Raw genomic sequence first — 22,301 nt, forward strand, 5'->3', positions numbered from 1 at the left:
TATGATGACGAAAATCTGGAAAGAAACCGGCTTCGTGACGGACGACCCCTGGGTCGTCGAGACGGAAGAAACCAAGGCCGGTTCGAATGAAAAGGCGATCTACGGTCTCGATGCCTTTCTTGAAAAGGCTCAATCCGGTGAAACCGGCCTTGGCGTGCTGATCAATCCGGCTGACGATGTGATGAGCCTTCAGCCTTTCCTGGAGCAGATTTCGCTGGTTGCCGTGGCTTTCCCGGCCTTCAACGACGGTCGCGCCTTCAGCCACGCTTCGCTGCTCCGGTCGCGTCTCGGCTTCGTCAAGGAAATCCGCGCGGTTGGCGATGTGCTGATCGATCAGGTGCCGCATATGCTGCGCTGTGGTATCGACAGTTTCGCGGTGAGCAATGCCACAGCGCTCAAGCGGCTCTCCGAAGGGCGCCTCCCGGGCATCGAGAACCACTATCAGCCGGCGGCGCGCCCATCCACGGACGCCAAGTCTTACAGCTGGCGCAGGGTCTCTTGAGACCCGCGACAGTCTGAAGCATACGAGAATGCCCGAAAACCGGCTATAATTGGAACGGAATTGCTTCCATTTAGGCTGCGTTTGGAATATCCGCAGAACCTGAATACCGAAGTCAACATTACAGGACATGATGCCACGATGAATGCTCCGGCCAAGCTCGAAGAATTTGCGGCTCCCGTCGTTCCCGCAGGCGTATTTGCGGAAACGGTGACGAGCGTCACGCATTATACGGATCGGCTGTTCCGCTTCCGCATGACGCGGCCTGCCGAGTTCCGCTTCCGCTCGGGCGAGTTTGCCATGATCGGCCTGATGGTCGAGGGCAAGCCGATCTATCGTGCCTATTCGATTGCCAGCCCGTCTTGGGACGAAGAACTCGAGTTCTTCTCGATCAAGGTGCCGGATGGTCCACTGACCTCGCATCTGCAGAAGATCAAGGTCGGCGATCAGGTTCTGCTTCGCAAGAAGCCGACCGGTACGCTGGTTCTCGATGCGCTGACCCCCGGCAAGCGTCTCTATATGTTCTCGACAGGCACCGGCATCGCGCCGTTCGCAAGCCTGATCCGCGATCCCGACGTCTATGAGAAGTACGAGGAAGTCATCCTCACACATACCACGCGTGATGTGGCCGAGCTGAAATACGGCTTCGACCTGATCGAGGAAATCCGCAACCATGAGTTCCTATCGGAAATCGTCGGCGACAAGCTGCGCCACTATGCGACGGTGACCCGCGAGGACTATCCGTTCAAGGGCCGCATCACCAACCTGATCCGCGACGGAAAATTCTTCTCGGACCTGAATCTTCCGGCCTTCGACCCGGCAACCGATCGCGGCATGATCTGCGGCTCGACCGAGATGCTGAAGGAAACCAAGGAACTGCTGGAAGCGGCTGGTCTGGAAGAGGGTGCGAACAGCAAGCCGGCCGAATTCGTCATCGAGCGCGCCTTCGTCGGCTGATCTCTCCTTTGATCCCACGAAAAAGCCGGCCCCGAGCCGGCTTTTTTGTTGAACGTGCGACTGTCGGAGAACGAAAAACCCCTTCTCGAAGGTGACGGCATCGTCCAGATGGATAGCGAAATCAGCTTTCTTGTCGCCGTTGACGTCCGCGTAGATGTAGGTGTCTGAAACGGCTTTGTCGTAGCGCAGTTCCCCGGCCTTTCCCGAAAATGCTTTTGTCCCGACGAAGATGAATGCGTCGTTTGCCGATGTTTTTGAATTGGCATCGATACTTGAAAGATAGATCCGGTCGCCGGACGAGGAGGCGAAATCGTAGATCGTGTCACGACCGGTCGTCGTGACGGTTGAATCCTTCAGAGCCGCAAACACGAATTTGTCGCCGCCCGAACCGCCGTAAAGTTTGTCCGCACCGGTGCCGCCATTCAGAATATCGTTGCCGCGATCACCCTTCAGTGTGTCGTTTCCGGCATTGCCATACAGTTTGTTGGCAACCTGATTGCCGATGATGATGTCGGATGCCGATCCACCCTTGACGTTTTCAATCAGCGACTGGGTGTTGCCCTCGTAGAGCAGGGCATTGAAGATATTGCCGCGGGCGAAACCATCGTTCGGTCCGCCGCCGAGATAGGCCAGTTGAGCATCGTCGAAAACGGAATATTTGCCCGGCCGCAGATCGACCTTCAAGGATGTTCTGTAGCCTGTGAGATCAAACGTATCTTCGCCGCCACCATCCCAAAGGGTTGCAAAAATTCTGTTTGCGCCGGCATCGATGCCGATCTGCCCGTTGACGAGCGTGTCGCCGCTGCCCGGCGACCATTTGTACACGGTGTTCCCGCTTTGCGTCCCATAGTCGGCGCCGTACATGTGCTGCAGGGCTGCGATATCGGCCATCATGTAGGTTTGCGGAGCGCCGTAGGCTTCGTAGTAATATCCGTCGCCTCCAACATACCCGCTATATGTCATCACCGAATATTCAATGGAATCATAGGAGGAAGGCAGCGCATTCCCGCCGTCTTCTTCGTGACCATGCTTCAATCCGAGTGCGTGACCGATCTCGTGCAGCATGGTATGCCAGGCGTAGTTTCCCGCGATGGGCTTTCTGTAATCGCTACTGGTGCCGGCGTAGTATGTGCTGAACCATATGTCGCCAGCCTCGGAGTATTGGCCCGGATAGTAGGCATACGCCGTGGGGGTGGCTTCGTCCGATTGCGCGATACGGATATTGGAGCTCGATTGAGACCCCTCGGAAACACCAAGGTTGGTAAATCCCTCCAGCGAAAATCCGTCGTTTGCGCTCGTGCCGTAGCTCTGATCGAGTGCAAACCGTGCGGCATATTTCTGTGCGCTGGAAACCGCACCGAAATTGTTGTTGACCTCGTTTTTGTAGCTGTAGCTCGACGCGCTTGAGGGAAAGGCGTAGGTGATGCTCGTTCCGCTCCACGCCGAGCCAGACAGAATGCCGTTTACAAGGTCCGTGCTGGCATCGGAAACTGCCTTGGTTTTCTTGCTGGTTCCCGTCATCGTGATACCTTGTTCGACATTGGGTCTTGCACCGTGTTTCTGCGCCGGCTGTGACGCGGACGTTCGCGGCTTTGACCTTAGCGAAGAGAGCTTTCGCGAAATTGAAGCAGGTCTTTAAATGTTGAAGTTCTTTCGAAGCGCAAGCTTGGCGTCAGGAGTGGTCGCAATGGTCTCGTTGTTTGCTTTCGCCGCCAGCGATGACGCAAATTCACAGACGGGCGAAGGCGGCATCATGGCGCCCGCGCCTGATGGGGAAGCGGCCGTGCGGCGTGAGTATGAGGGCGTCGTCCGCAAGGGCACCCGAGAGGGCTACGAACTCTTCATTCGCAGACACCCTGATCATCCGTTGGCCGAAGATGCCAGGTCTTGGCTCTCCCGCTAGGATTGCTCGTCTGATCGTGTGCAGCCTGCGGGAATGTCAAATGAGCGGGTTGACAATCTGCTTCTGACAGCCGGCGACTTGCGACAAACGAATAAAGCTCAATGGCCACCCGTCACCTCGATACGATGATTGACGAAGCGTTCCGCGCAAGCCAGTCTTCATGCGAGGAGAGCGACCGCGACCAGCGGAAGCCGGAGAGGGCAGAGCGTGACGACGGGAACGTTTCTTGTGTGGCTGCTGATTGGTTTTGCCGGGGTGCTCGCCGTGCCGGCCGTCAGTTATACAAATACCGAGACGACCATCTCCCTCGTCGCCTCTTCGATGGCATTTGCGGGTATGGGGATCGCTCAGTTTCTGGCGACCCGTCCGCCACTGGTCGAACGGCTGTTCGGCGGTCTGGACCGTATCTACAGGTCGCATCGAAGCATCGGTATCGCGGTGCTTGTTCTGATTCTCGTGCACTATTTCATCACCCCGAACTTCAAGGGGCTGGCGCTGACGAGCAGCCTGAATGAAACCGCCAAGGATGCCGGCAACTATGCCTTCTATGGCTTCATCATTTTGCTGGTTCTCAGCATCTTCAAGACGATACCCGGCACGCGGATCGAACTGCCGTATCATCTCTGGCGCTGGACGCATCGGCTGATCGGCATCCTGTTCGTCATGGTTGCTTTCCACCAGACGTTTATCAAGAGACCCTATGACGGAACCGCGATGCTCGCGGTCTACCTCAATGTCTTCGCCATGCTGGGGACCGCAAGCTATCTCTACACCCAGTTGCTGCCATGGATCAGGACACGCCGTTACGAAGTCGTCGATATCGAGCATCACGCTGGCGGAACGGTGATTTCCGCTCGGCCGCTCGGCTGGAAACTGAGGGTGCGGCCTGGCCAGTTCGGGTTTTTCCGGGCCGGGAAGGCCGGACTTCGTGAGCCGCATCCGTTCACCATTGCGGGCATGGACGATGCTGGCACGGTGCGTTTCGCAATCAAGCCGTTGGGCGACTTTACCCGCGCCTTGCGCGACGGGCTTGCCGTTGGTGACCGGTTGAGGCTTGAGGGCGGCTACGGACGGTTCGACCACCGCCGGGGCGGTAAGAAGCAGATATGGCTTGCCGGCGGCATCGGGGTCACGCCCTTTCTTGCCATGGCAAGCCGCCTCAAGGGCGATGAAGGCCAGGATATTCAGATGGTCTATTGCGTGGGCGACAGGAGCGAGGCGATTGGCCTTGAAACCTTTCAGGCGCAGGCGGAAAAACTCGCCAATTTCAATTTCATCCTGCATGATTCCAAGACGGATGGTCGCCTGGATGCCGAAAGGCTCGCCAAGGCAAGTGCGATAGACCCGGGCGAGGCGGATCTCTGGTTTTGCGGGCCCGCCGGCCTGCGCAAGGCGATTGAAAATGGCCTGCGTGCAATCGGCAAGAAGCCGAAGCGCGTCGAGTTCGAACGGTTCGAGTTCAGGTGAGCAAACCATGGGCGGGAGGGATGCGATGAATGACATCGGCCATGAGGCGACCCCGGGAGGCAAACGCGCAATCGTGTCGCAATTTTCAGCCGCAATCTGTCTCGCCCTGATATTAGGCGCGAGCCTTCTCTGTCCGCAGCAGGCTTCGGCGCGCGACCGCTATGCCGATGATGCTTATGCCGGCTACGCGGCGAATGTCGAAAACGGCAAGTATCTCTTCAACGCCGCCGGCTGCGGGGCCTGCCATGGGGCCGGGGAGAATACCGAACTGCTTTCCGGCGGAATGGAGATGCAGACCGCGATCGGCACCTTCTTCGCGCCGAATATCTCGCCCCATCCCAATGGTATCGGCGGATGGTCCAACGCCCGTTTTCTCAATGCCGTCATGATCGGTGAGGACGAGGAGGGCAACAATCTCTACCCGGTCATGCCGTATACCTCCTACGGCGGCATGAAGCCCGAGGACGTGCTCGACATAAAAGCCTATATCGACACGTTGGAAGGCTCTGATGCCGCGTCGAAAGAACACGAGATTTCCTTTCCCTTTAGCCGGCAAACTACCATCACGCTCTGGAAACGCAGCCATTTCAACGTGGCGGAATACCAATCGCGCGCCGAAAGCCAGATGGAGCGCGGGCGCTATCTGGTGGAAAACGTCGGTGGCTGCGGCGAATGCCACACGCCGAGGACCACGACCTACGGGCTGGACATGGAGCGTGCCTATGAGGGTGAAAAAGGGCTGACCGGTGCCGTGGCGCCGGATATCACCAAGGCCCGCATGGCAGGTCTCGCCTCGCCGGACGTCTTTACCGTCGGCCTGATCGAGGAGGGCAAGAAGCTTTCCGGCTCGCCGTTGACAGACCCTGTCAAGCGCCGTCTTGCCCACGGACTTGCTGCACTCAATGAAGCGGATCGCACCGCCATATACGCCTTTCTTGCCGACCGGGAGGTGAAGCCGCCATCGCCCGTCCAGCAATCGGCTACGGCTGTCTGCAAGGAGGCAACGCCTGCGGCCGCACTCGAAGGCGACAATGCGGCGCTGGCTTCGGCCGCGGATGCTTTCATCGGCAAATATTGCCGCAACTGTCATGGTCCGGGCGAAAGTGCGCAGGGCAGCTATCCCGCCGGGGACCTCACGTCGATTTCCGCCGATGCAACTTTTGTCGTCCCGGGCGATGCCGCCAAGTCGCGCCTGTTTACCTCCGTCACCAGCGGTCGCATGCCGCTCGGCAAGCGCCCGAGCGAGGAGGAGGTGAAGGCGCTGGGCGACTGGATCAACTCGCTTACCCGCTCAAACCTGCCGCAAGCGGCAGCAGCCAAGCCGGCACGCACCCGACCCATGCTTGCCTATGGCGACTTCATCGAAGCGGCATTGAAGGATATCTCGACCGTCAATCCTCTGGATCGCCAGTTCGTTCGCTATTTCTCCTATCGCAACCAGTACAACGGCATGATGGGCTGCGAGGACGACAAGACCTTCATGAAACGCATGCCGACCCTGGCGGGCGGCTTCAAGAAGCTGCTGAATTCCTTGTCTTACGGCCCGACGCTGGTGCTGCCGCACGAGGTCGCGGGGACCAACGGCCTTCTGGTCCGGGTTGATCTGCGCGACCTCCAGTGGTCCGGCGACGATTACAAGTTTCTGGTGAAGGACTATTTCTACGGCGTCGATCCGGCAAGCGATGCCTCGCTGCTGGCCCTTGCCAAAGAGACGGACAGTGTCCTGCCGATCATGCGCATCGACTGGTTCATGGCCAATGCGGCAAAGCCCAGGATCTACAACCAGCTGATGAAGCTGCCGCCACACATTCGCGAACTGGAAAGCCGGTTCAAGATCGATGTCGATGACAACATAAGGCGGGCCAATGTTCTGAGAGCCGGCTTTGCCGATGGTTCTTCCGGTGTTTCCGATCATAACCGCATGCTGGAGCGGCATGAAATGCCCTTTGGCGGGTATTACTGGAAATCCTACGATTTCGGAGGGGACGTCGGTCATCAGGTGTTGAAGCGTTTCCCGCACGGACCGAAGGAAATCGCACCGCTCGAGACCGGATTGCAGCCCTTCGAGCATGACGGAGGCGAGATGATCTTCTCGCTGCCGAACGGGTTGCAGGGCTACTATCTGTCGACGGCTGACGGCAAACAGCTCGATGTCGGCCCGACGAGCATCGTTTCCTTCCGCAAGAGACCGATCGGCAAGGGTGTCGAGATCGTCAACGCGCGATCCTGCTTCGATTGCCATGCGAATGGCATTCTTTCCAAGCGCGATCAGTTGCGCGAGCACATCCAGACATCGACGCTCTTCGATCGCGACCAGAAGGACCTGTTGCTGAAGCTTTATGTCAGTCAGGAAAATCTGGACGCGGCCTATGACAAGGATCGCCGGCGTTTTGTCGATGCCCTTGTGAAACTCGGCGTAACCCAGCCAACGCCGGATGGCGGTGCCGAGAGCATGATGGCGCCGGGCGCCGCCGAACTCGTCACCTATTTCGCCGACAAATATGAAGATGAGCTCGATTTCGAAGCGCTCGCTTCCGAATTCGACATGACGCCGCAGGAGTTTTCCCGCGCTGTGCAGCAGGTGACGGACAATGACACGTTGCGGCTGGCGTTGGATTGGGTAACGACCGCCGAAGCGGGCGGAACGATCCCGAGGGCGGAGCTGGAGCAGCAGTATGCAAACCTGCTGCACCCGCTCATGCAGCTCAAGCCGCTGGATACGACGACGGTGAACTTCTCCGATGGCTATCTGCTTGCGGCAAGCCCCCAGGCGGTGACCACGCAGGCGACGGTCCAGCAGCAAACGCTTGCCGCGGCAATCCCGGAATACCGGCAGGAAGAGACGAAGAAGGAAGACAAGCTGGAGCTGGCGTTGCACGTCGCTTCGACAACGGCGAAAGTCGGGGACCACCTTTCCTTCGAGCTGAGCTCCAACAAAACCTGCGAACTGCAGGTGCTCTACGTGGAAGAGACCGGCAATGTCGAGGTTATTCCCGATGCGATGATCGGCAACACGACGCTTCAGCCGGGCGAACGTCGCCTCATTCCGCAGACCGGTACCGGCAATCTCACCTTCGATACGCCGGCGCCCGCCGAAACGATGGTGGCATTTTGTCGTGCCGGTGGGTTGGGAGACCAGAAGCTGACGGCGGATCGAGCCCGTCAGATCGTCGCCCAATCCCACCTGCCGCCGACGCGGGGTCTTGCGATCAATCTCGCCAAGAAGGCCGAGGATGATCATGGCGCCAGTGGATTGCAGGTCGTAACCTTCGAGATCAGGCCCTAGAGGGAAAGCGCATGACGCTCAAGCTTATCGGTCTTGCTCTTTTGTTCACGCTTCCAGCCGCTGCCGCGCATGCCGCGTGTCCCGCATTGACGGAGATTGCGGAGGCGACCAATGCGGGGAACGAGACGCTGGCCAGGCGGATTGCACAGGACCGCGACAGAAGCGGGTGCAGCCCGGACGAAGCGGCCCTGATTGACCGGATCGCGGCGCTTTCGACCTTCAACCGCATCGTTGCAGCGGTCGGCGCAGGCGCAAATCTGGCCGGCTTCGAAAGCGAGCTCCATTCCCTGATCAAGGAGACGGCGGCCCCTTGGCAGGTGCTGGATGCGCTCGGCGACATCAATCGCGACCGAAAGGATTATGCGGCGGCGGCGCGATACTACCAGATGGCACTCGAGGACAGCGACAACCGAACGCTGACGCCTGACTGGATGGCGCCGGATGCCGCCTATATCGCCCGGCTGGACCGAATGGCGACAGAGATGCGGCTTGCGGCGCCGGAACCGGTGAAGCTTGCAATGCGCGGTGCCTGCAAAGTGAATTTTCGCGGGGTTGCCCTCAAAAAGAAGGCGACACCGGTGCGGTATGTTTTCGGTACGGCGGAGTTCACGCCGCAAGGGATCGAGTCTGCCAAAGACCTCTCCGAATGCCTGAAATCGGTAAAGCCCAAGGCGATCACGCTGATCGGCCATACGGATACGATCGGCTCGTCCGCCAATAATCGCGCGCTGTCGGTGGCGCGGGCGGAAGCACTCGCGAGCTACCTGGTCGCGGAGGGCTATCCGGGTCAGTGGCAGGTGGTGGGCAAGGGCGAGGATGAGCCTTTCAAACCGGATGACGCCAGTGCCTATGACGAAGAGATGCTGAACCAGCTGAACCGCCGCGTTGAAGTCGATCTGGAGCCATGACGATGCTGCGTCGCGCTTTGCTGACGGCCTTCCTTGCCGCCACTGTCTATCATCCGGCGCTTGCCGCCACCCGCGCCCTTGTCATCGGCGTGGATGCGTATCCGCATGAGGTGAGCCTTGAAGGCGCGGTGAAAGACGCTCGCGATGTGGCAACGGCGCTTCAGGGGGCCGGGGTCCGTGAGATCGTGACGTTTTACGACGCACAAGCGCGCAAGGACGATATCCGCGCAGCCTGGACCGGGCTGGTCGCTGCTTCTGCGACGGGTGATACGATCATCCTCACCTATGCCGGCCACGGCTCCCAGATGCCGGAGCTGGTGGCAGGCGACGAGGAAGACGGGCTGGATGAATTTTTGCAGCTTCCCGGTTTCGACCGCGCGCGGGCACAGGAAACCGAGCAAGAGATTATCGTCGACAATGAGCTGAATGCCTGGTTCTCCGAGGCGGAGGCCAAGGGTGTTCGTGTGCTTTTCGTCTCCGACAGCTGCCACTCCGGCGGGATGAGCCGGTCGGTGACCGGCAAGACGCGGCTTGCGTCTGCGGTCACCGTCAAGCTCGCCCCACCGTCACAGGAAGCATCCAGTGGTGCTGCGATCCGGGAAGTGAATTTCCGGGAGGTGACGGTGTTGGCCGCATCACTCGAAAGCCAGCCTTCACCCGAGGTAATTATCGAAGGCGAACCGCGGGGCGCCCTGAGCTGGAGTTTCGCGCGCGCTGTCGAAGGTGCGGCGGATCGCAACGGGGACGGAAGGATTTCGCGGATCGAGCTTGAAGACTACGTGTTCGCCAACGTCAAGCATCAGTCGGAAGCGCTGCAGGTGCCGAATTTCATGCCGCAACTCGCGCGTTCGGCCGAAGAGGTGTTGTTGCCGATCGGCCCGGATGGGGCCGCAATGACCGAAGAGCAGGCGGGCAAGACGGCTGCCGAACTCGGCTGGCAGAACCGGTTGGCGCTCGATGTCGGCGGTGCGGATGTATCGCTGCAGCACGTCGGCGGTACCGGCGTGCCTTATCGCTGGGACGCCGCGAGCGGCGTTTTCTTCACGCCCAACGGAGATGTGGCCGGCGAGAATGTCGATCCCGACACCCTGCAGGGTGTGGTCGACAAGTTCGTGCTGCTCGACTTTCTGAAGGTGCTCGCGAGCCGCAATCCGGGCGAGGTTTCGCTCGCCCCATCAAAGGATATCTACGCGAAAGGCGACCGGATCGCCTTCGAAGCACCGGCGAGCCGCTATCGTAATACGGTGGTCTTCAATCTCGCGAATACCGGCGAGGTGCAACTGCTCGACGTGCAGCAGGAGGGCACCGAAAGCCACGTCTTCAAGCTGACTGATCTGGAGGTCGTGGAACCGTTTGGCGCCGATCATCTCGTGGTGATCTCGACCAACGAGCCGATCGATGCGATTGCGGCGCTTCTGGCGCAAAATAAAGTCGATGCGGAAAGCCTGCTGCAACTCCTTCTTTCTCGGCTCGACGGCAAGGAAGCCGCTGTCGCGATCCAGCCGCTCTATACGAGGGAGAGGGTGTGACGATGGGCTTGATCCGGTGCCTCGCGATGACACTCGGCTTCTCGGCCGGTCTCTGTTGCACGGTTCCCGCGGTGGCCGCGGATCGCGCCTTGGTCATTGGTATCGGAACATATGAAAATCTGCTGGAAGAAATGTTTCTTCACGGGCCGAAAAATGACGTCAGAGCCGTCTCCGCCCTCCTGACCGGGACCCTCGGCTTCAAGCCGGGCGGCATACGTCTCCTGACGGATCAGCAGGCCACGAAGACCGAGATGCTGTCTTCCATACGGGAGTGGCTGATCGACGGCACACAAGCCGGCGACCGCGTTTTCCTCTATTTCTCCGGCCATGGGCTTCAGGTGAAGGATGAAAGCGGCGACGAAGAGGACGGGATGGACGAGGCCATCTCGACCTACGATCTCAAGGCTGGCGATGATGACTGGACGAATGTCATTCTTGACGACGAACTGGAACCCCTCATCGCCGAGATGAAGGGCAGGGCGGTTACACTGGTCATCGATGCCTGCCACTCCGGCACCATCTCCCGTTCGCTCTCGCCACAGGCAGCCTCGGGGGTAAAGGGCACACGCTATCTGCCGCGGCCGTTTGCGCCAGCACGCAAGCCCGCGACACGCGGCCTGCGCATCGATCTCGGCGTCATCGATAAGCCGGAACCGCTGGCTGAGGCGGGTGTAACGGTCTGGAGTGCCGCAGCACCTTATCAGGTCGCCTGGGATGATGTGAGGCTTCCGATCGAAGATCGGCACGGCGTTTTCACCGCGGCTTTCATCGAGGGATATCGCCCTGAGACCTCGGATGGTAACGCAAACGGTCTGATCAGCAATGCCGAGCTTCTTGAGTATGTAACCAGCCAGTCCAAGGCCTATTGCCAGACGCAGGACGCTTGTGACGATATCGATCCGCAGCTTGAGACGACACCGCAGGTGCTGGGGGCGGCCGTCGTGAAGCCTGAATCCGTCATCGAAACGCCCGCGCAGCCGGACATCAATCGGGAGGAGACCGAACCGGATGAGGGTCGTGTTTACGAGGACGTGAAGACGGAGGCGGTTGTGGCACCGGTCTATGTTGCTGCCGATCCGCTTTCGAATATCGGCGATATCCTGGGCCGGGAGAATAGAGGCGACGTCGCCATCAGTCTCCAGCCGGGTCCGGAACTCCAATCGGGTGAGGCTTTCACGATCTCCGTGACAAGCCGCCATGACGGCCAACTCGTTCTGTTGGATGTCGACGGGAAGGGCATGGCAACGCAGATCTTCCCGAATACCCTGGCCCGGAAGATCACACCTCTGACCGCGGGGCAGCCCCTGACGATACCGGACGCGTACTACGGCTTCGATTTCGAGGCGGAAGGCGAAGGCGAGAACATGCTCGTTGCGATTGTCGTCGGAGATGATGTCGATCTGACGCCTCTCGCGCCCAAGGAGCAGGGGCTTTCTGACCCGATAAAGGCACGAGAAGCGTTGAGCGAGATCGTGGCGCGGTTGAGGAAGGTTTGGACCGGCGATGCGGAGAACCGAGGCACGCTCTGGTATGCGGGCACGTTGAGATATCGCATCCGCTGACCGGCCGCCCTCTGTCGCTGCGTCGCCCGCTTCTCCGCCAATTGCCCGCTGTTCCTTGTCGCCGAATGCAAACAGGCCCCGCCAAGGTGCGCGGGGCCTGTCGCTGTGATTTTAACCGAGCGTTTGGTCTCAGTGCAGGATCTGGCTGAGGAACAGCTTGGTGCGATCGTGCTGCGGATTGTCGAAGAATTCGGCAGGCGAGTTCTGTTCGACGATCTGGCCTTGGTCCATGAAGATGACCCGGTTCGCCACCTGACGCGCAAAGCCCATTTCGTGGGTGACGCAGAGCATTGTCATGCCTTCTTCGGCGAGCGATACCATCGTATCCAGCACTTCCTTGACCATTTCCGGGTCGAGTGCCGAGGTCGGCTCGTCAAACAGCATGATCTTTGGCTTCATGCACAGCGAGCGGGCGATCGCCACGCGCTGCTGCTGGCCACCGGAAAGCTGGCCCGGATACTTGTTTGCCTGTTCCGGTATCTTGACGCGCTTGAGGTAGTGCATCGCTACCTCTTCGGCTTCCTTCTTCGGCATCTTGCGCACCCATATCGGGGCGAGCGTGCAGTTTTCGAGGATCGTCAGGTGCGGGAAGAGGTTGAAGTGCTGGAACACCATGCCGACTTCCCGGCGCACTTCGTCGATCTTCTTCAGGTCGTTGGTCAGCTCGATGCCGTCAACGATGATCTGGCCCTTCTGGTGCTCCTCCAGCCGGTTGATGCAGCGGATCATCGTCGATTTGCCGGAACCGGAAGGACCGGCGATGACGATGCGCTCGCCTTTCATCACCTTGAGATTGATATCCCGCAGAACGTGGAAATCACCGTACCATTTGTTCATGCCGATGATTTCGACTGCGACGTCGGTGGCCGAGACCTGCAGTTTCTGGATGGCTTCGTTCGCCATGTCATTCCCCCTGTTATTGTTTGTGGCCACGGTCAAGCACACGTTCCATGAAACCGGAATAGCGCGACATGCCGAAGCAGAAAAGCCAGAATATGAAGCCGGCAAAGACAAGTCCAGTCAACGGCGTGACGGGAGACGCCCAGTTCGCATCCGAGAAGTTGAGGCGAACGATGCCGAGAAGGTCGAACATCGAGATGATCGAGACAAGAGACGTATCCTTGAACATGCCGATGAAGGTGTTGACGATTCCGGGAATGACCAGCTTCAGCGCCTGCGGCAGAACGATGAGGCGCATCTTCTGCCAGTAGCTGAGGCCGAGGGAGTCCGCGCCTTCAGACTGCCCTTTCGGGATCGCCTGCAGACCGCCGCGCACCACTTCCGCCATATACGCGGAAGCAAAGAGCGAGACGCCGATCAGGGCACGCAGGAACTTGTCGACAGTCATGCCCGGCGGCATGAACAGCGGCAGCATCACGCTTGCCATGAACAGAACCGTGATCAACGGAATACCGCGCACGATTTCAATGAAGGCGGTGCAGAGAATCCGGATGACCGGCATCTTGGATCGCCTGCCGAGCGCCAGCAGGATGCCAAGCGGCAGCGAGACGACGATGCCGACGAAGGACAGGATGAGCGTGACCATCAGGCCGCCCCAGAGCGCCGTTTCCACATGCTCCAGACCGAACACGCCGCCAACCAAAAGGAAGAAGGAGACGACAGGCAGCACCAGGAAGAGCAGGATGGCGTTGATACCCTTGTAGGGCACCTTAGGGATCAGCATCGGGGCGAGCAGGAGCACGAAGAGGACCGCGACCAGCATGGGCCGCCATCTCTCATCGACCGGATAGCGGCCGAACGCGAACTGATCGAGCTTGGCGCCAACGAAGGCCCAGCAGGCACCGCTCCAGCCTTCCGGCTGGGAGCCACCCTGCGCGACGGTGGCGCAGACGCCACGTCCGCCGCCCGTCCAGGCGGCATCAATGAACAGCCAGTTGATCATCGGCGGCAGGAACCAGCCGAGAGCAAGAAGACCTATCAGGGTCAGGACCGTGTCCTTGGGTGTAGCGAAGAGATTTTGCTTCAGCCAGAAGAACGCTCCGGATTCGCTGATCGGAGGCGATGTGGGACCGAGCATTTCGCTGCGGATGTAACTTTGTGATGTCATCTCTTAGCGCTCCACCAGTGCCATTCTGGCGTTGAACCAGTTCATGAAGACGGATGTGATCAGGCTGAGAGACAGGTAGACGATCAGCCAGATACTGACGACCTCGACGGATTGGCCCGTCTGGTTGAGGATCGTTCCGCCGACGGCGACGAGATCGGCGTAGCCGATCGCGATGGCAAGCGAAGAGTTCTTGGTGAGATTGAGATACTGACTGGTCAGCGGCGGGATGATGATCCGCATGGCCTGCGGAACGATCACGAGACGGGTGGTGAGGCCAGGGCGAATGCCCAGCGCACCGGCAGCTTCCGTCTGCCCCTTGCTGACGCCGCGGATGCCGGCGCGCACGATCTCCGCAATAAAGGATGCGGTGTAGAACGAAAGTGCCAGGAACAGCGACAGGAATTCAGGGCCGACAACGCTGCCGCCCGTCAGGTTGAACTTGCCCGCAACCGGTATGTCGAAGGAAATCGGCATGCCTGTTGCGAGATAAGCCAAAAGCGGCAAGCCGAAGATCAGGGCCAGGTTTACCCAGAGCACGGGCAAACGTTCTCCGGTCGCCATCTGACGCCGGTTTGCGTAGCGGCTGACGAGGAACGCCGCCACGATACCGATGACAAGAGCGTAGAAGATGAACTGGGAGCCAGCGTCAAAAACCGGCTTCGGGAAGGCGAGGCCGCGATTGTTCACGTACATATCGAACGGCAGCGCAAGCGATTCGCGCGGCTGCGGGAGAACGGCCAGAACGCCGCTGTACCAGAAGAAGATGACGAGCAAGGGCGGGATGTTGCGGAACACTTCCACGTACACCAGCGACAGTTTTGCGATCAGCCAGTTGTTGGAAAGCCGGCCGATGCCGACGATGAAGCCGATGATCGTCGCGGTAATGATCCCCGTGACGGCGACGAGAAGCGTGTTGAGAAAACCGACATAGAGTGCGCGGCCGTAGGTGGAATCGCTCGTATACGGCACCAGCGATTGCCCCAGGTCGAAACCGGCGCGACCGTTGAGAAAGCCGTAGCCGGAGGCGATATTGGCGCGCTTCAGATTTTCGATGGTGTTGGCGCTCACCCAATAGATGAACAGGACCAGCAGTACCATCGTCAGGATTTGGTAGGCGATACCCCTGACATTCGGGTCGTTTAATAGGGAGCCTGTCGACCGGCTTTTGCCGGACGGATTCATGGCGTCAACTGTCATTCAGAGCCTCATATCCCCGAGCCGCCCTTATGGACGATCATTCTTATTGGGAGAAGAAAAGCGGCCGAAGCCGCTTTTCGATATCGTTTCGGCCGGATCAGCGAACCGGAGGGGCGTACTGGATGCCGCCCTTGCTCCACAGAGCATTGAGGCCGCGCTCGATCTTCAGCGGGCTGCCGGCACCGATGTTGCGGTCGAAGACTTCGCCGTAGTTGCCGACGGCGGTGATGACCTTGACGGCCCAGTCGTTTTCGAGGCCGAGATCGGTACCGATCTTGGTGTCGGCTTCAACGCCGAGGAAGCGCTGGACGTCCGGGTTCGGAGACTTCTTCATCTCTTCGACGTTGGCCTGGGTGATACCGAAGTCTTCAGCGTTGACCAGGGCGTAGTGAACCCAGCTGACGATATCGAACCACTGATCGTCGCCCTGGCGAACGGCCGGGCCGAGCGGCTCCTTGGAGATGATTTCCGGCAGGATGATGTGATCGTCCGGAGCCGAAAGCGTCAGACGCAGCGAATACAGGCCCGACTGGTCGGTGGTGTAGACGTCGCAACGACCGGCGTCGTAGGCGGCGTTGACTTCTTCGAGCTTTTCGAAGACGACCGGGTTGTACTGCATGTTGTTGGCTTTGAAGTAGTCGGCGAGGTTCAGCTCGGTGGTGGTGCCGGTCTGTACGCAGACGGCAGCGCCGGAGAGCTCGAGAGCCGACTTCACGTTCAGGCCCTTGCGAACCATGAAGCCCTGACCGTCGTAGTAGTTGACGGCGCGGAAGTTGAAGCCGAGAGCGGTGTCGCGGTTGATGGTCCAGGTCGTGTTGCGGGCGAGGACATCGACTTCGCCGGACTGCAGGGCCGGGAAGCGATCCTTCGCCGAGGTCGGCGTGTACTTGACCTTGGTTGCGTCACCGAAGATGGCGGCAGCGATAGCCTTGCAATAATCGACGTCGAAGCCGCTCCAGTTACCCGAAGCGTCCGGAGAGGCGAAGCCTGCGAGACCCGTGTTGACGCCGCACTGAACGAAACCCTTGGCCTTTACGTCATCAAGCGTCGCGCCCGAGGCAGCCTGAGTGCCAATCCCCATCACGGCAGCGCCGATCAGCGCCGTCAGGATTCTTTTTCCCATTTTTTATAACCTTTTTAAGTTGTCGTTCTCCGTCCTGCGCCGTCCGACCCGTAGAAGACGGCTGCAGCCCCCGCCACCCTCCTGGCGCGAGTACCAGCTATCTCATGCTTAAATGTCCGCAGGGTCAAGACATCCTGCCGATTTTTTGGGCCGGAAGCGAACAAGACTGCGATACGCCCGGCGAATGGGCAGTTTTCTGCGGATCAGGGCAGGGAATGATCAAAAAAACGACAATTCTGCAGCGGGCGCGCTATTGTCGTGGTAACAACTCAGGACTTGACCGATGCGCGCGCGGGGCTGAAAAGTCGCCTCGATAAACCCTCCTCGCAGACGGATTTCCCATGAGCGACAAGAAAAGCTTCCTTGATGAAGCCGGTATGAATACGCGGCTTTCCCATATCGGCAACGATCCCACAGAATTTCACGGCTTCGTCAATCCGCCGGTCGTTCATGCCTCCACGGTGCTGTTTCCCAACGCCCGCACGATGGAAACCAGAGCGCAGAAATACACCTACGGTACCCGCGGTACGCCGACGACTGACGCATTGTGTGAAGCCATCGATGCGCTTGAAGGCTCAGCCGGCACCATTCTCGTCCCGTCCGGTCTCGCAGCCGTCACGGTTCCGTTCCTGGCGTTTCTGTCCGCGGGCGACCACGCCTTGATTGTCGATTCGGTCTATTTCCCGACCCGTCATTTCTGCGACACGATGCTAAAGCGCCTCGGCGTGACGGTCGATTACTACGACCCGATGATCGGCGCCGGCATCGAGGCGCTTATCAAGCCGAACACGAAGCTCGTCCACACCGAGGCCCCCGGTTCGAATACATTTGAAATGCAGGATATCGGCGCGATCGCTGCCGCCGCTCATCGCCATGGCTGTGTCGTGACGATGGATAACACCTGGGCGACGCCGCTCTATTTCAAGCCGCTCGACCATGGTGTCGATATCTCGATCCATGCGGCGACCAAGTATCCGTCCGGCCATTCCGACATTCTGCTCGGCACGGTTTCGGCCAATGAGACGCACTGGGATCAACTGAAGGAAGCCAACATCACGCTTGGCATCTGCGGTTCGCCCGATGACAGTTACCAGATCCTGCGGGGCCTGCGCACGATGGGCGTTCGGCTCGAGCGGCATCAAGAGAGCGCGCTCAATCTCGCCCGCTGGCTGGAAGAGCGCGAAGACGTTGCCCGGGTGCTGCATCCGGCCTTGCCGAGTTTCCCCGGCCACGATCTCTGGAGGCGCGACTTCAAGGGCGCGAGCGGCATCTTCTCCTTCGTGCTGAAGGTCGACAGCGCCGAGCAGTTCAAACCCAAGGCACACGCTTTCCTGGACGCGCTTCGTCTCTTCGGCCTCGGATACTCCTGGGGCGGTTTCGAAAGCCTTGCGGTCCATGTCGGCCTGTCGGATCGCCGTATTTGCAAGGCGCCGACCGAGGGCCCGGTCCTGCGCCTGCAGATCGGTCTGGAAGACGTCGCCGATATTCGCCGGGATATAGAGGCTGGACTTGCAGCCGCGGCCGCGGTCTGATCAATCCAAAGCGCGATAGCCGTAGAGCCAGTCGAAATCCTTAGCGAGGCTCTCCGGCTTTCGCAGGGACAAAACGAGATTGCGGCCGATCCGGAAGGGGCCGGCCGCATGATAGGCAAAGCGATTAAAGGCGCCGCGTGTACGAACGCGCGCGATACGTTTCTTTCGATGCTCGCTGAAGGCCTTTAGCGCCTGTTGATTGATGCCGCGACCCGCCAGAAAATGGGCAAGTTCGAAGGCGTCTTCGATCGCCATGGCTGCCCCTTGCGCGGCAAACGGCATCATCGCATGGGCCGCATCGCCGATCAGGATCGTGTGCTCGCCATCATGCCATGCGCCTTCCGTCACCTCATGCAGCGGCCACCGCGTGATGTTGTCGCCTTTGGCGAGCAGATCGGTCAGGGCAGGGTTCCAGCCGGAGAAAGAGTTGAGCAAGTCACCGCGATCCCGGGCCTCTCCGCTCCAGTTTTCCCCAAGGGCCGAACCTTTCGATATCGCGACGATGTTGAATCGACCTCGGCTCAAGGGGTAGGCGACAAGATGCGCGCCGTGCCCGAGAAAAGCCGTCACCCGATGCGTATTCAGAACAGGCGGAATGTCCGCCTCTCGTAACGTGATGCGCCACGCAACATTGCCGGTAAAACGTGATATTCCGGTACGTTGGAGGCGCGATCTCGTGCGTGACCAGACGCCGTCGGCCCCGACAAGGAGGCTGTTACCTGCAGGCGGTTGACTGGTATCAAAACGGTCTCCCAGACGCAGCGTACAGAGGGGCTCGTTTTTTACAGCATTGAGAAGCATACGCTGCAGATCGCCGCGATGCAGAACGGCGTAAGGCGCTCCCCATCTCTCCAACGCGAAATCGCCAGCCGGTACTGTGGCGAGCGTGCGTAGAGATGTGCCATCGGCGAGCGAGACGGCGGGCGGAAGGTGCCACACCCGCTGAAGCGCGGGTCCAAGACCGAGCGTTTCGAGAATGCGTGTTGCATTCGGGGAGAGTTGCAGCCCGGCACCCACCTCGCTCAGGCTTTTCGCCTGGTCGACAATCGTTGAGGCGAAACCTTTGCGGGCAAGCGAAAGCGCTGCCGTCAGGCCGGCGATGCCGGCCCCCGCGATCATGATGGGACCGGTTTCAGCCATGGTGTGCGACTGTGAGGAAAGGCGGGATCGCAGAAGCGATCAGGCCGCCTTGTGATCGTGGAAGACGCAGCCGTCCGGAACGGTCTGGCTGGCCTTGAGCGACGGGTTGTAGCGATAGAGGGTCGAGCAGTAGGAGCAGACCTTTTCGTTGTCGTCGCCCATGTCGATGTAGATGTGAGGATGATCGTAGGGAACCGAGGCGCCCGTGCACATGAATTCCTTCACGCCGATTTCGATCACCTGATGACCGCCGTCGTTCTGGAAGTGGGGAATACCGTGCCCGGCCATGTGATGCTCCAAGTCTCAATGTGATTGTTGTGGCGCACCATAGAAAGCTTTGACGTAAATGTGTAGCGGCAAAGATGTCGCTGCCCGGCGTTTTTTGAGGGGTAGGGGTTTAATCGCGCCAACGGAACGAATAGGTTCCCGCCAAAATTCAGACCTGCCGGACGCGATGCCATGGATCTCAATCCCCCTCCATTCTCGACATTCAAGCATGATGGACTATCGATTGCCTATTTCGACGAGGGCGATCCGTCCGGTGCACCGGTCCTGCTTATTCACGGCTTTGCCTCCAGCGCGAATGTGAATTGGGTGTTCCCGGGTTGGCTCAAGACCTTGGGAGACGCCGGATACCGCGTCATCGCACTTGATAACCGTGGCCATGGGGCAAGCAGCAAGCCGCATGATCCATCTGTCTATCATCCACAGTCGATGGCGTCCGATGCGATCGCCCTGCTCGACCATCTGGGCATCGCGTCCGCGAACGTCATGGGCTATTCGATGGGCGCGCGCATCACGGCGTTCCTGACGCTGGCCAATCCGCACCGCGTTCGCTCGATCGTCTTTGGCGGCCTTGGAATCGGCATGGTGACGGGCGTCGGCGACTGGGATCCGATTGCCGACGCGCTGCTTGCGCCGTCGCTCGATGATGTCAGCCATCCGCGAGGTCGCATGTTTCGCGCCTTTGCAGACCAGACGAAAAGCGATCGGCAGGCGCTTGCCGCCTGCATTTCCACCTCCCGCGACCTGTTGACCGTTGACGACATGGAGCGCATCGATGTGCCCACGTTGATCGGGGTCGGAACAAAGGACGATATCGCCGGTTCCGCCCAGGAGCTCGCGGCCATCATGCCCCATGCGAAAGCGCTCGATATCCCAGGTCGCGACCACATGCTTGCGGTGGGAGACAGGGTTTTCAAGAAAGCTGTATTGGAATTCTTGACCACATTCGGCCAAGCCTGAAGAAGCAGATTGCCGCCCATTTCTATTGGCGGCGATTTGCCTTATATCTGAAAAGACGACGGATCACGAAGGAGTGCGACTATGGTCGCCAGGACAGACATTCGCCCGACCGAAACCCTGAAGATCATGGACCCCATCTGGGACAGTCTTCAGGAAGAGGCGCGCATTGCCGCAAGCCAGGACCCGCTTCTGGCCGCGTTCCTCTATTCGACGGTGATCAACCAGCGCTCGCTGGAGGATGCTGTGATTTATAGGATCTGTGAACGTCTCGATCACCCGGACCTGCAGGCGAACCTCCTGCGCCAGACCTTTGCCGAAATGCTCGATGAATGGCCGGAATGGGGCTCGATCCTGCGTGTCGACATCCAGGCCGTCTATGACCGCGATCCCGCCTGCACGCGCTTCATCGAGGCCGTACTCTATTTCAAAGGGTTTCACGCCCTGCAGACCCATCGCCTCGCACACTGGCTGCTCGAACGCGGCCGCCGCGATTTCGCGCTCTATCTGCAGAGCCGGTCTTCGTCGGTCTTCCAGACGGATATCAATCCGGCTGCCCGTATAGGCAAGGGGATATTCCTCGATCACGCAACCGGCCTTGTCGTCGGCGAAACGGCCGTGATAGGAGACAACGTGTCGATCCTGCATGGCGTGACGCTTGGCGGCACCGGCAAAGAGGGCAGCGATCGCCATCCGAAAATCGGCAATGGCGTTCTGATCGGCGCCGGCGCAAAAATTCTGGGCAACATCCATATCGGTCATTGCTCGCGCGTCGCGGCCGGTTCCGTGGTGCTGAAGGCGGTGCCGCCGAAGACGACGGTTGCCGGCGTGCCGGCGCGCGTGGTCGGCGAAGCCGGTTGCTCCGAGCCCTCCCGTTCCATGGACCAGATCCTCGCCTCCTACGAGATCTGATCAACGTTCTGTACCCCTGTTCCCGTACCCTCGCGTTTTCCGGTTGCCTGTTCGGTGTGAATTGGCAGTCTCCGGCCCCTTTACGGGTTTACACCTCTTGAACCTCTGTGCGAGAAGCGACGCACTTTTAAAGCTCATGGAGAAACGTCTTGAAGCCAGAAGAAATCCGCAAGCTCGAAGCCTACTTCAAGCGCACATTCAATCAGTCGATCGTCATCAAGGCGCGTCCGCGCAAGGATGAATCCGCAGAAGTCTATCTGGGCGACGAGTTCCTCGGCGTGATCTTCCGCGATGAGGAAGATGGCGAACTCTCCTACAACTTCTCGATGGCGGTCCTCGATATCGACCTGTGATCGCTGAAAGTAGATTCTTACGAATTTCACCCGGTCTGAAGCTTTTCAGGCCGGGTTTTCTTTAAAAAATCATACTTTTTCGGCGGGTTTTTGTGAAATTTCGATGAATTTGTCCCAAATCGCGCAAGTTGTTGGTGGGATTGAGTTTTATTGCGTTGCACGCATATATTGACTTTTTTGTGCAGTGCACATAAGATTACTGGCATTCGAGGGTTGGAAAAAAGGAGCGCCTCAATGTTCAATTTCGAAGATGCCAACAAGAAGAGCAAGGAAACCATCGACACGGCTCTGAAGAGCTACGCATCGATGACCAAGGGTTTTCAGGCGATCGCGACGGAAGCTGCCGACTACTCCAAGAAGGCCTTCGAGGAGAGCGTTTCTCATTTTGAGAAGCTTACTTCCGTAAAGAGCGTCGAAGCTGCGTTTGAGCTCCAGACCAATTACCTGAAGTCTGCTTATGAGAGCTACGTGGCCGAAGCCCAGAAGCTTGGCGAAATGTATGCCGATCTCGCTAAGGATGCCTACAAGCCTTACGAAGCGCCGGTTGCCAAGGCAACGGCTGCTGTCAAGGCCGCCGCAGCCTAATCGGTCGACCTGAAATTCTGATTGTTGCGACCGGTCGT

General features: G+C 59.3%; 19 protein-coding genes and 1 pseudogene. 13 read left to right on the plus strand and 7 right to left on the minus strand.

Annotation, left to right across the window (positions count from 1 at the left end):
• The first annotated feature begins 4 nt into the window (after nt 1-4).
• Both BLX89_RS01240 and BLX89_RS01245 read left to right on the plus strand, forming a co-directional pair.
• Entirely contained in the window at nt 5-502 is a 498-nt protein-coding gene (locus tag BLX89_RS01240) for a DUF934 domain-containing protein (protein ID WP_075289215.1), read from the plus strand.
• Nucleotides 503-640: 138 nt separating this feature from the next.
• Entirely contained in the window at nt 641-1,456 is an 816-nt protein-coding gene (locus BLX89_RS01245) for a ferredoxin--NADP reductase (protein WP_075289216.1), read from the plus strand.
• Between the two features lie 156 nt (nt 1,457-1,612).
• Here BLX89_RS01245 and BLX89_RS25285 read toward each other — a convergent pair.
• Nucleotides 1,613-2,977: pseudogene (locus BLX89_RS25285) on the minus strand (M10 family metallopeptidase); the annotation flags it as partial.
• Nucleotides 2,978-3,143: 166 nt separating this feature from the next.
• Here BLX89_RS25285 and BLX89_RS01255 point away from each other — a divergent pair.
• The 6 genes from BLX89_RS01255 (at nt 3,144) to BLX89_RS01280 (ending at nt 12,111) form a co-directional block, all read left to right on the plus strand.
• Entirely contained in the window at nt 3,144-3,359 is a 216-nt protein-coding gene (locus BLX89_RS01255; RefSeq protein ID WP_075288833.1) for a hypothetical protein, read from the plus strand.
• Between the two features lie 207 nt (nt 3,360-3,566).
• Nucleotides 3,567-4,826: a ferredoxin reductase family protein gene (locus BLX89_RS01260; protein WP_075288834.1), complete on the plus strand. Its 1,260-nt coding sequence runs from the start codon at nt 3,567-3,569 to the stop codon at nt 4,824-4,826.
• A 25-nt stretch (nt 4,827-4,851) separates the two neighbouring features.
• Nucleotides 4,852-8,112, plus strand: a complete 3,261-nt coding sequence (locus tag BLX89_RS01265) for a c-type cytochrome (protein WP_075288835.1) — start codon at nt 4,852-4,854, stop codon at nt 8,110-8,112.
• A gap of 11 nt (nt 8,113-8,123) precedes the next feature.
• Nucleotides 8,124-9,020 (plus strand): OmpA family protein, encoded by an 897-nt coding sequence (locus BLX89_RS01270; protein ID WP_075288836.1) that lies wholly within the window; start codon nt 8,124-8,126, stop codon nt 9,018-9,020.
• 2 nt (nt 9,021-9,022) lie between these two features.
• Nucleotides 9,023-10,549 carry a caspase family protein gene (locus tag BLX89_RS01275; protein WP_158025925.1) on the plus strand — a complete coding sequence of 509 codons (1,527 nt, stop codon included), beginning with the start codon at nt 9,023-9,025 and terminating at the stop codon, nt 10,547-10,549.
• Between the two features lie 2 nt (nt 10,550-10,551).
• Nucleotides 10,552-12,111 (plus strand): caspase family protein, encoded by a 1,560-nt coding sequence (locus BLX89_RS01280; protein ID WP_075288838.1) that lies wholly within the window; start codon nt 10,552-10,554, stop codon nt 12,109-12,111.
• Between the two features lie 129 nt (nt 12,112-12,240).
• Here the strand turns inward: BLX89_RS01280 and BLX89_RS01285 are convergent, their stop codons facing one another.
• From BLX89_RS01285 to BLX89_RS01300, 4 genes are all read right to left on the minus strand, one after another.
• Nucleotides 12,241-13,014 (minus strand): amino acid ABC transporter ATP-binding protein, encoded by a 774-nt coding sequence (locus BLX89_RS01285; protein ID WP_075288839.1) that lies wholly within the window; start codon nt 13,012-13,014, stop codon nt 12,241-12,243.
• Between the two features lie 13 nt (nt 13,015-13,027).
• Nucleotides 13,028-14,179 (minus strand): amino acid ABC transporter permease, encoded by a 1,152-nt coding sequence (locus BLX89_RS01290; RefSeq protein ID WP_075288840.1) that lies wholly within the window; start codon nt 14,177-14,179, stop codon nt 13,028-13,030.
• Nucleotides 14,180-14,182: 3 nt separating this feature from the next.
• On the minus strand, nt 14,183-15,376 hold the full coding sequence (locus tag BLX89_RS01295) for an amino acid ABC transporter permease (protein WP_075288841.1): 1,194 nt from the start codon (nt 15,374-15,376) through the stop codon (nt 14,183-14,185).
• Nucleotides 15,377-15,473: 97 nt separating this feature from the next.
• Nucleotides 15,474-16,499 (minus strand): amino acid ABC transporter substrate-binding protein, encoded by a 1,026-nt coding sequence (locus tag BLX89_RS01300; RefSeq protein WP_075288842.1) that lies wholly within the window; start codon nt 16,497-16,499, stop codon nt 15,474-15,476.
• 341 nt (nt 16,500-16,840) lie between these two features.
• Between BLX89_RS01300 and BLX89_RS01305 the strand changes: the two genes are divergently transcribed.
• Complete coding sequence (locus tag BLX89_RS01305) at nt 16,841-18,031, plus strand: cystathionine beta-lyase (protein WP_075288843.1); 1,191 nt, start codon at nt 16,841-16,843, stop codon at nt 18,029-18,031.
• Here BLX89_RS01305 and BLX89_RS01310 read toward each other — a convergent pair whose 3' ends face one another.
• Nucleotides 18,032-19,171, minus strand: a complete 1,140-nt coding sequence (locus BLX89_RS01310) for an FAD-dependent monooxygenase (RefSeq protein WP_075288844.1) — start codon at nt 19,169-19,171, stop codon at nt 18,032-18,034. It lies immediately after the preceding gene.
• A gap of 39 nt (nt 19,172-19,210) precedes the next feature.
• Nucleotides 19,211-19,459 (minus strand): zinc-finger domain-containing protein, encoded by a 249-nt coding sequence (locus BLX89_RS01315; RefSeq protein WP_075288845.1) that lies wholly within the window; start codon nt 19,457-19,459, stop codon nt 19,211-19,213.
• 171 nt (nt 19,460-19,630) lie between these two features.
• On the opposite strand from BLX89_RS01315, the gene BLX89_RS01320 reads away from it, so the two are divergent.
• The 4 genes from BLX89_RS01320 (at nt 19,631) to BLX89_RS01335 (ending at nt 22,263) form a co-directional block, all read left to right on the plus strand.
• On the plus strand, nt 19,631-20,416 hold the full coding sequence (locus BLX89_RS01320) for an alpha/beta fold hydrolase (RefSeq protein ID WP_075288846.1): 786 nt from the start codon (nt 19,631-19,633) through the stop codon (nt 20,414-20,416).
• An 81-nt stretch (nt 20,417-20,497) separates the two neighbouring features.
• Complete coding sequence (gene cysE / locus BLX89_RS01325; RefSeq protein WP_075288847.1) at nt 20,498-21,325, plus strand: serine O-acetyltransferase; 828 nt, start codon at nt 20,498-20,500, stop codon at nt 21,323-21,325.
• Between the two features lie 149 nt (nt 21,326-21,474).
• Nucleotides 21,475-21,678, plus strand: coding sequence for a DUF3126 family protein (locus BLX89_RS01330; RefSeq protein WP_075288848.1), 204 nt, complete (start codon nt 21,475-21,477; stop codon nt 21,676-21,678).
• 234 nt (nt 21,679-21,912) lie between these two features.
• Nucleotides 21,913-22,263, plus strand: a complete 351-nt coding sequence (locus BLX89_RS01335; RefSeq protein WP_075288849.1) for a phasin family protein — start codon at nt 21,913-21,915, stop codon at nt 22,261-22,263.
• Nucleotides 22,264-22,301 lie beyond the last annotated feature (38 nt).

It is taken from the genome of Pararhizobium arenae (genome assembly GCF_001931685.1).
Taxonomy (GTDB): Bacteria; Pseudomonadota; Alphaproteobacteria; order Rhizobiales; family Rhizobiaceae; genus Pararhizobium; species Pararhizobium arenae.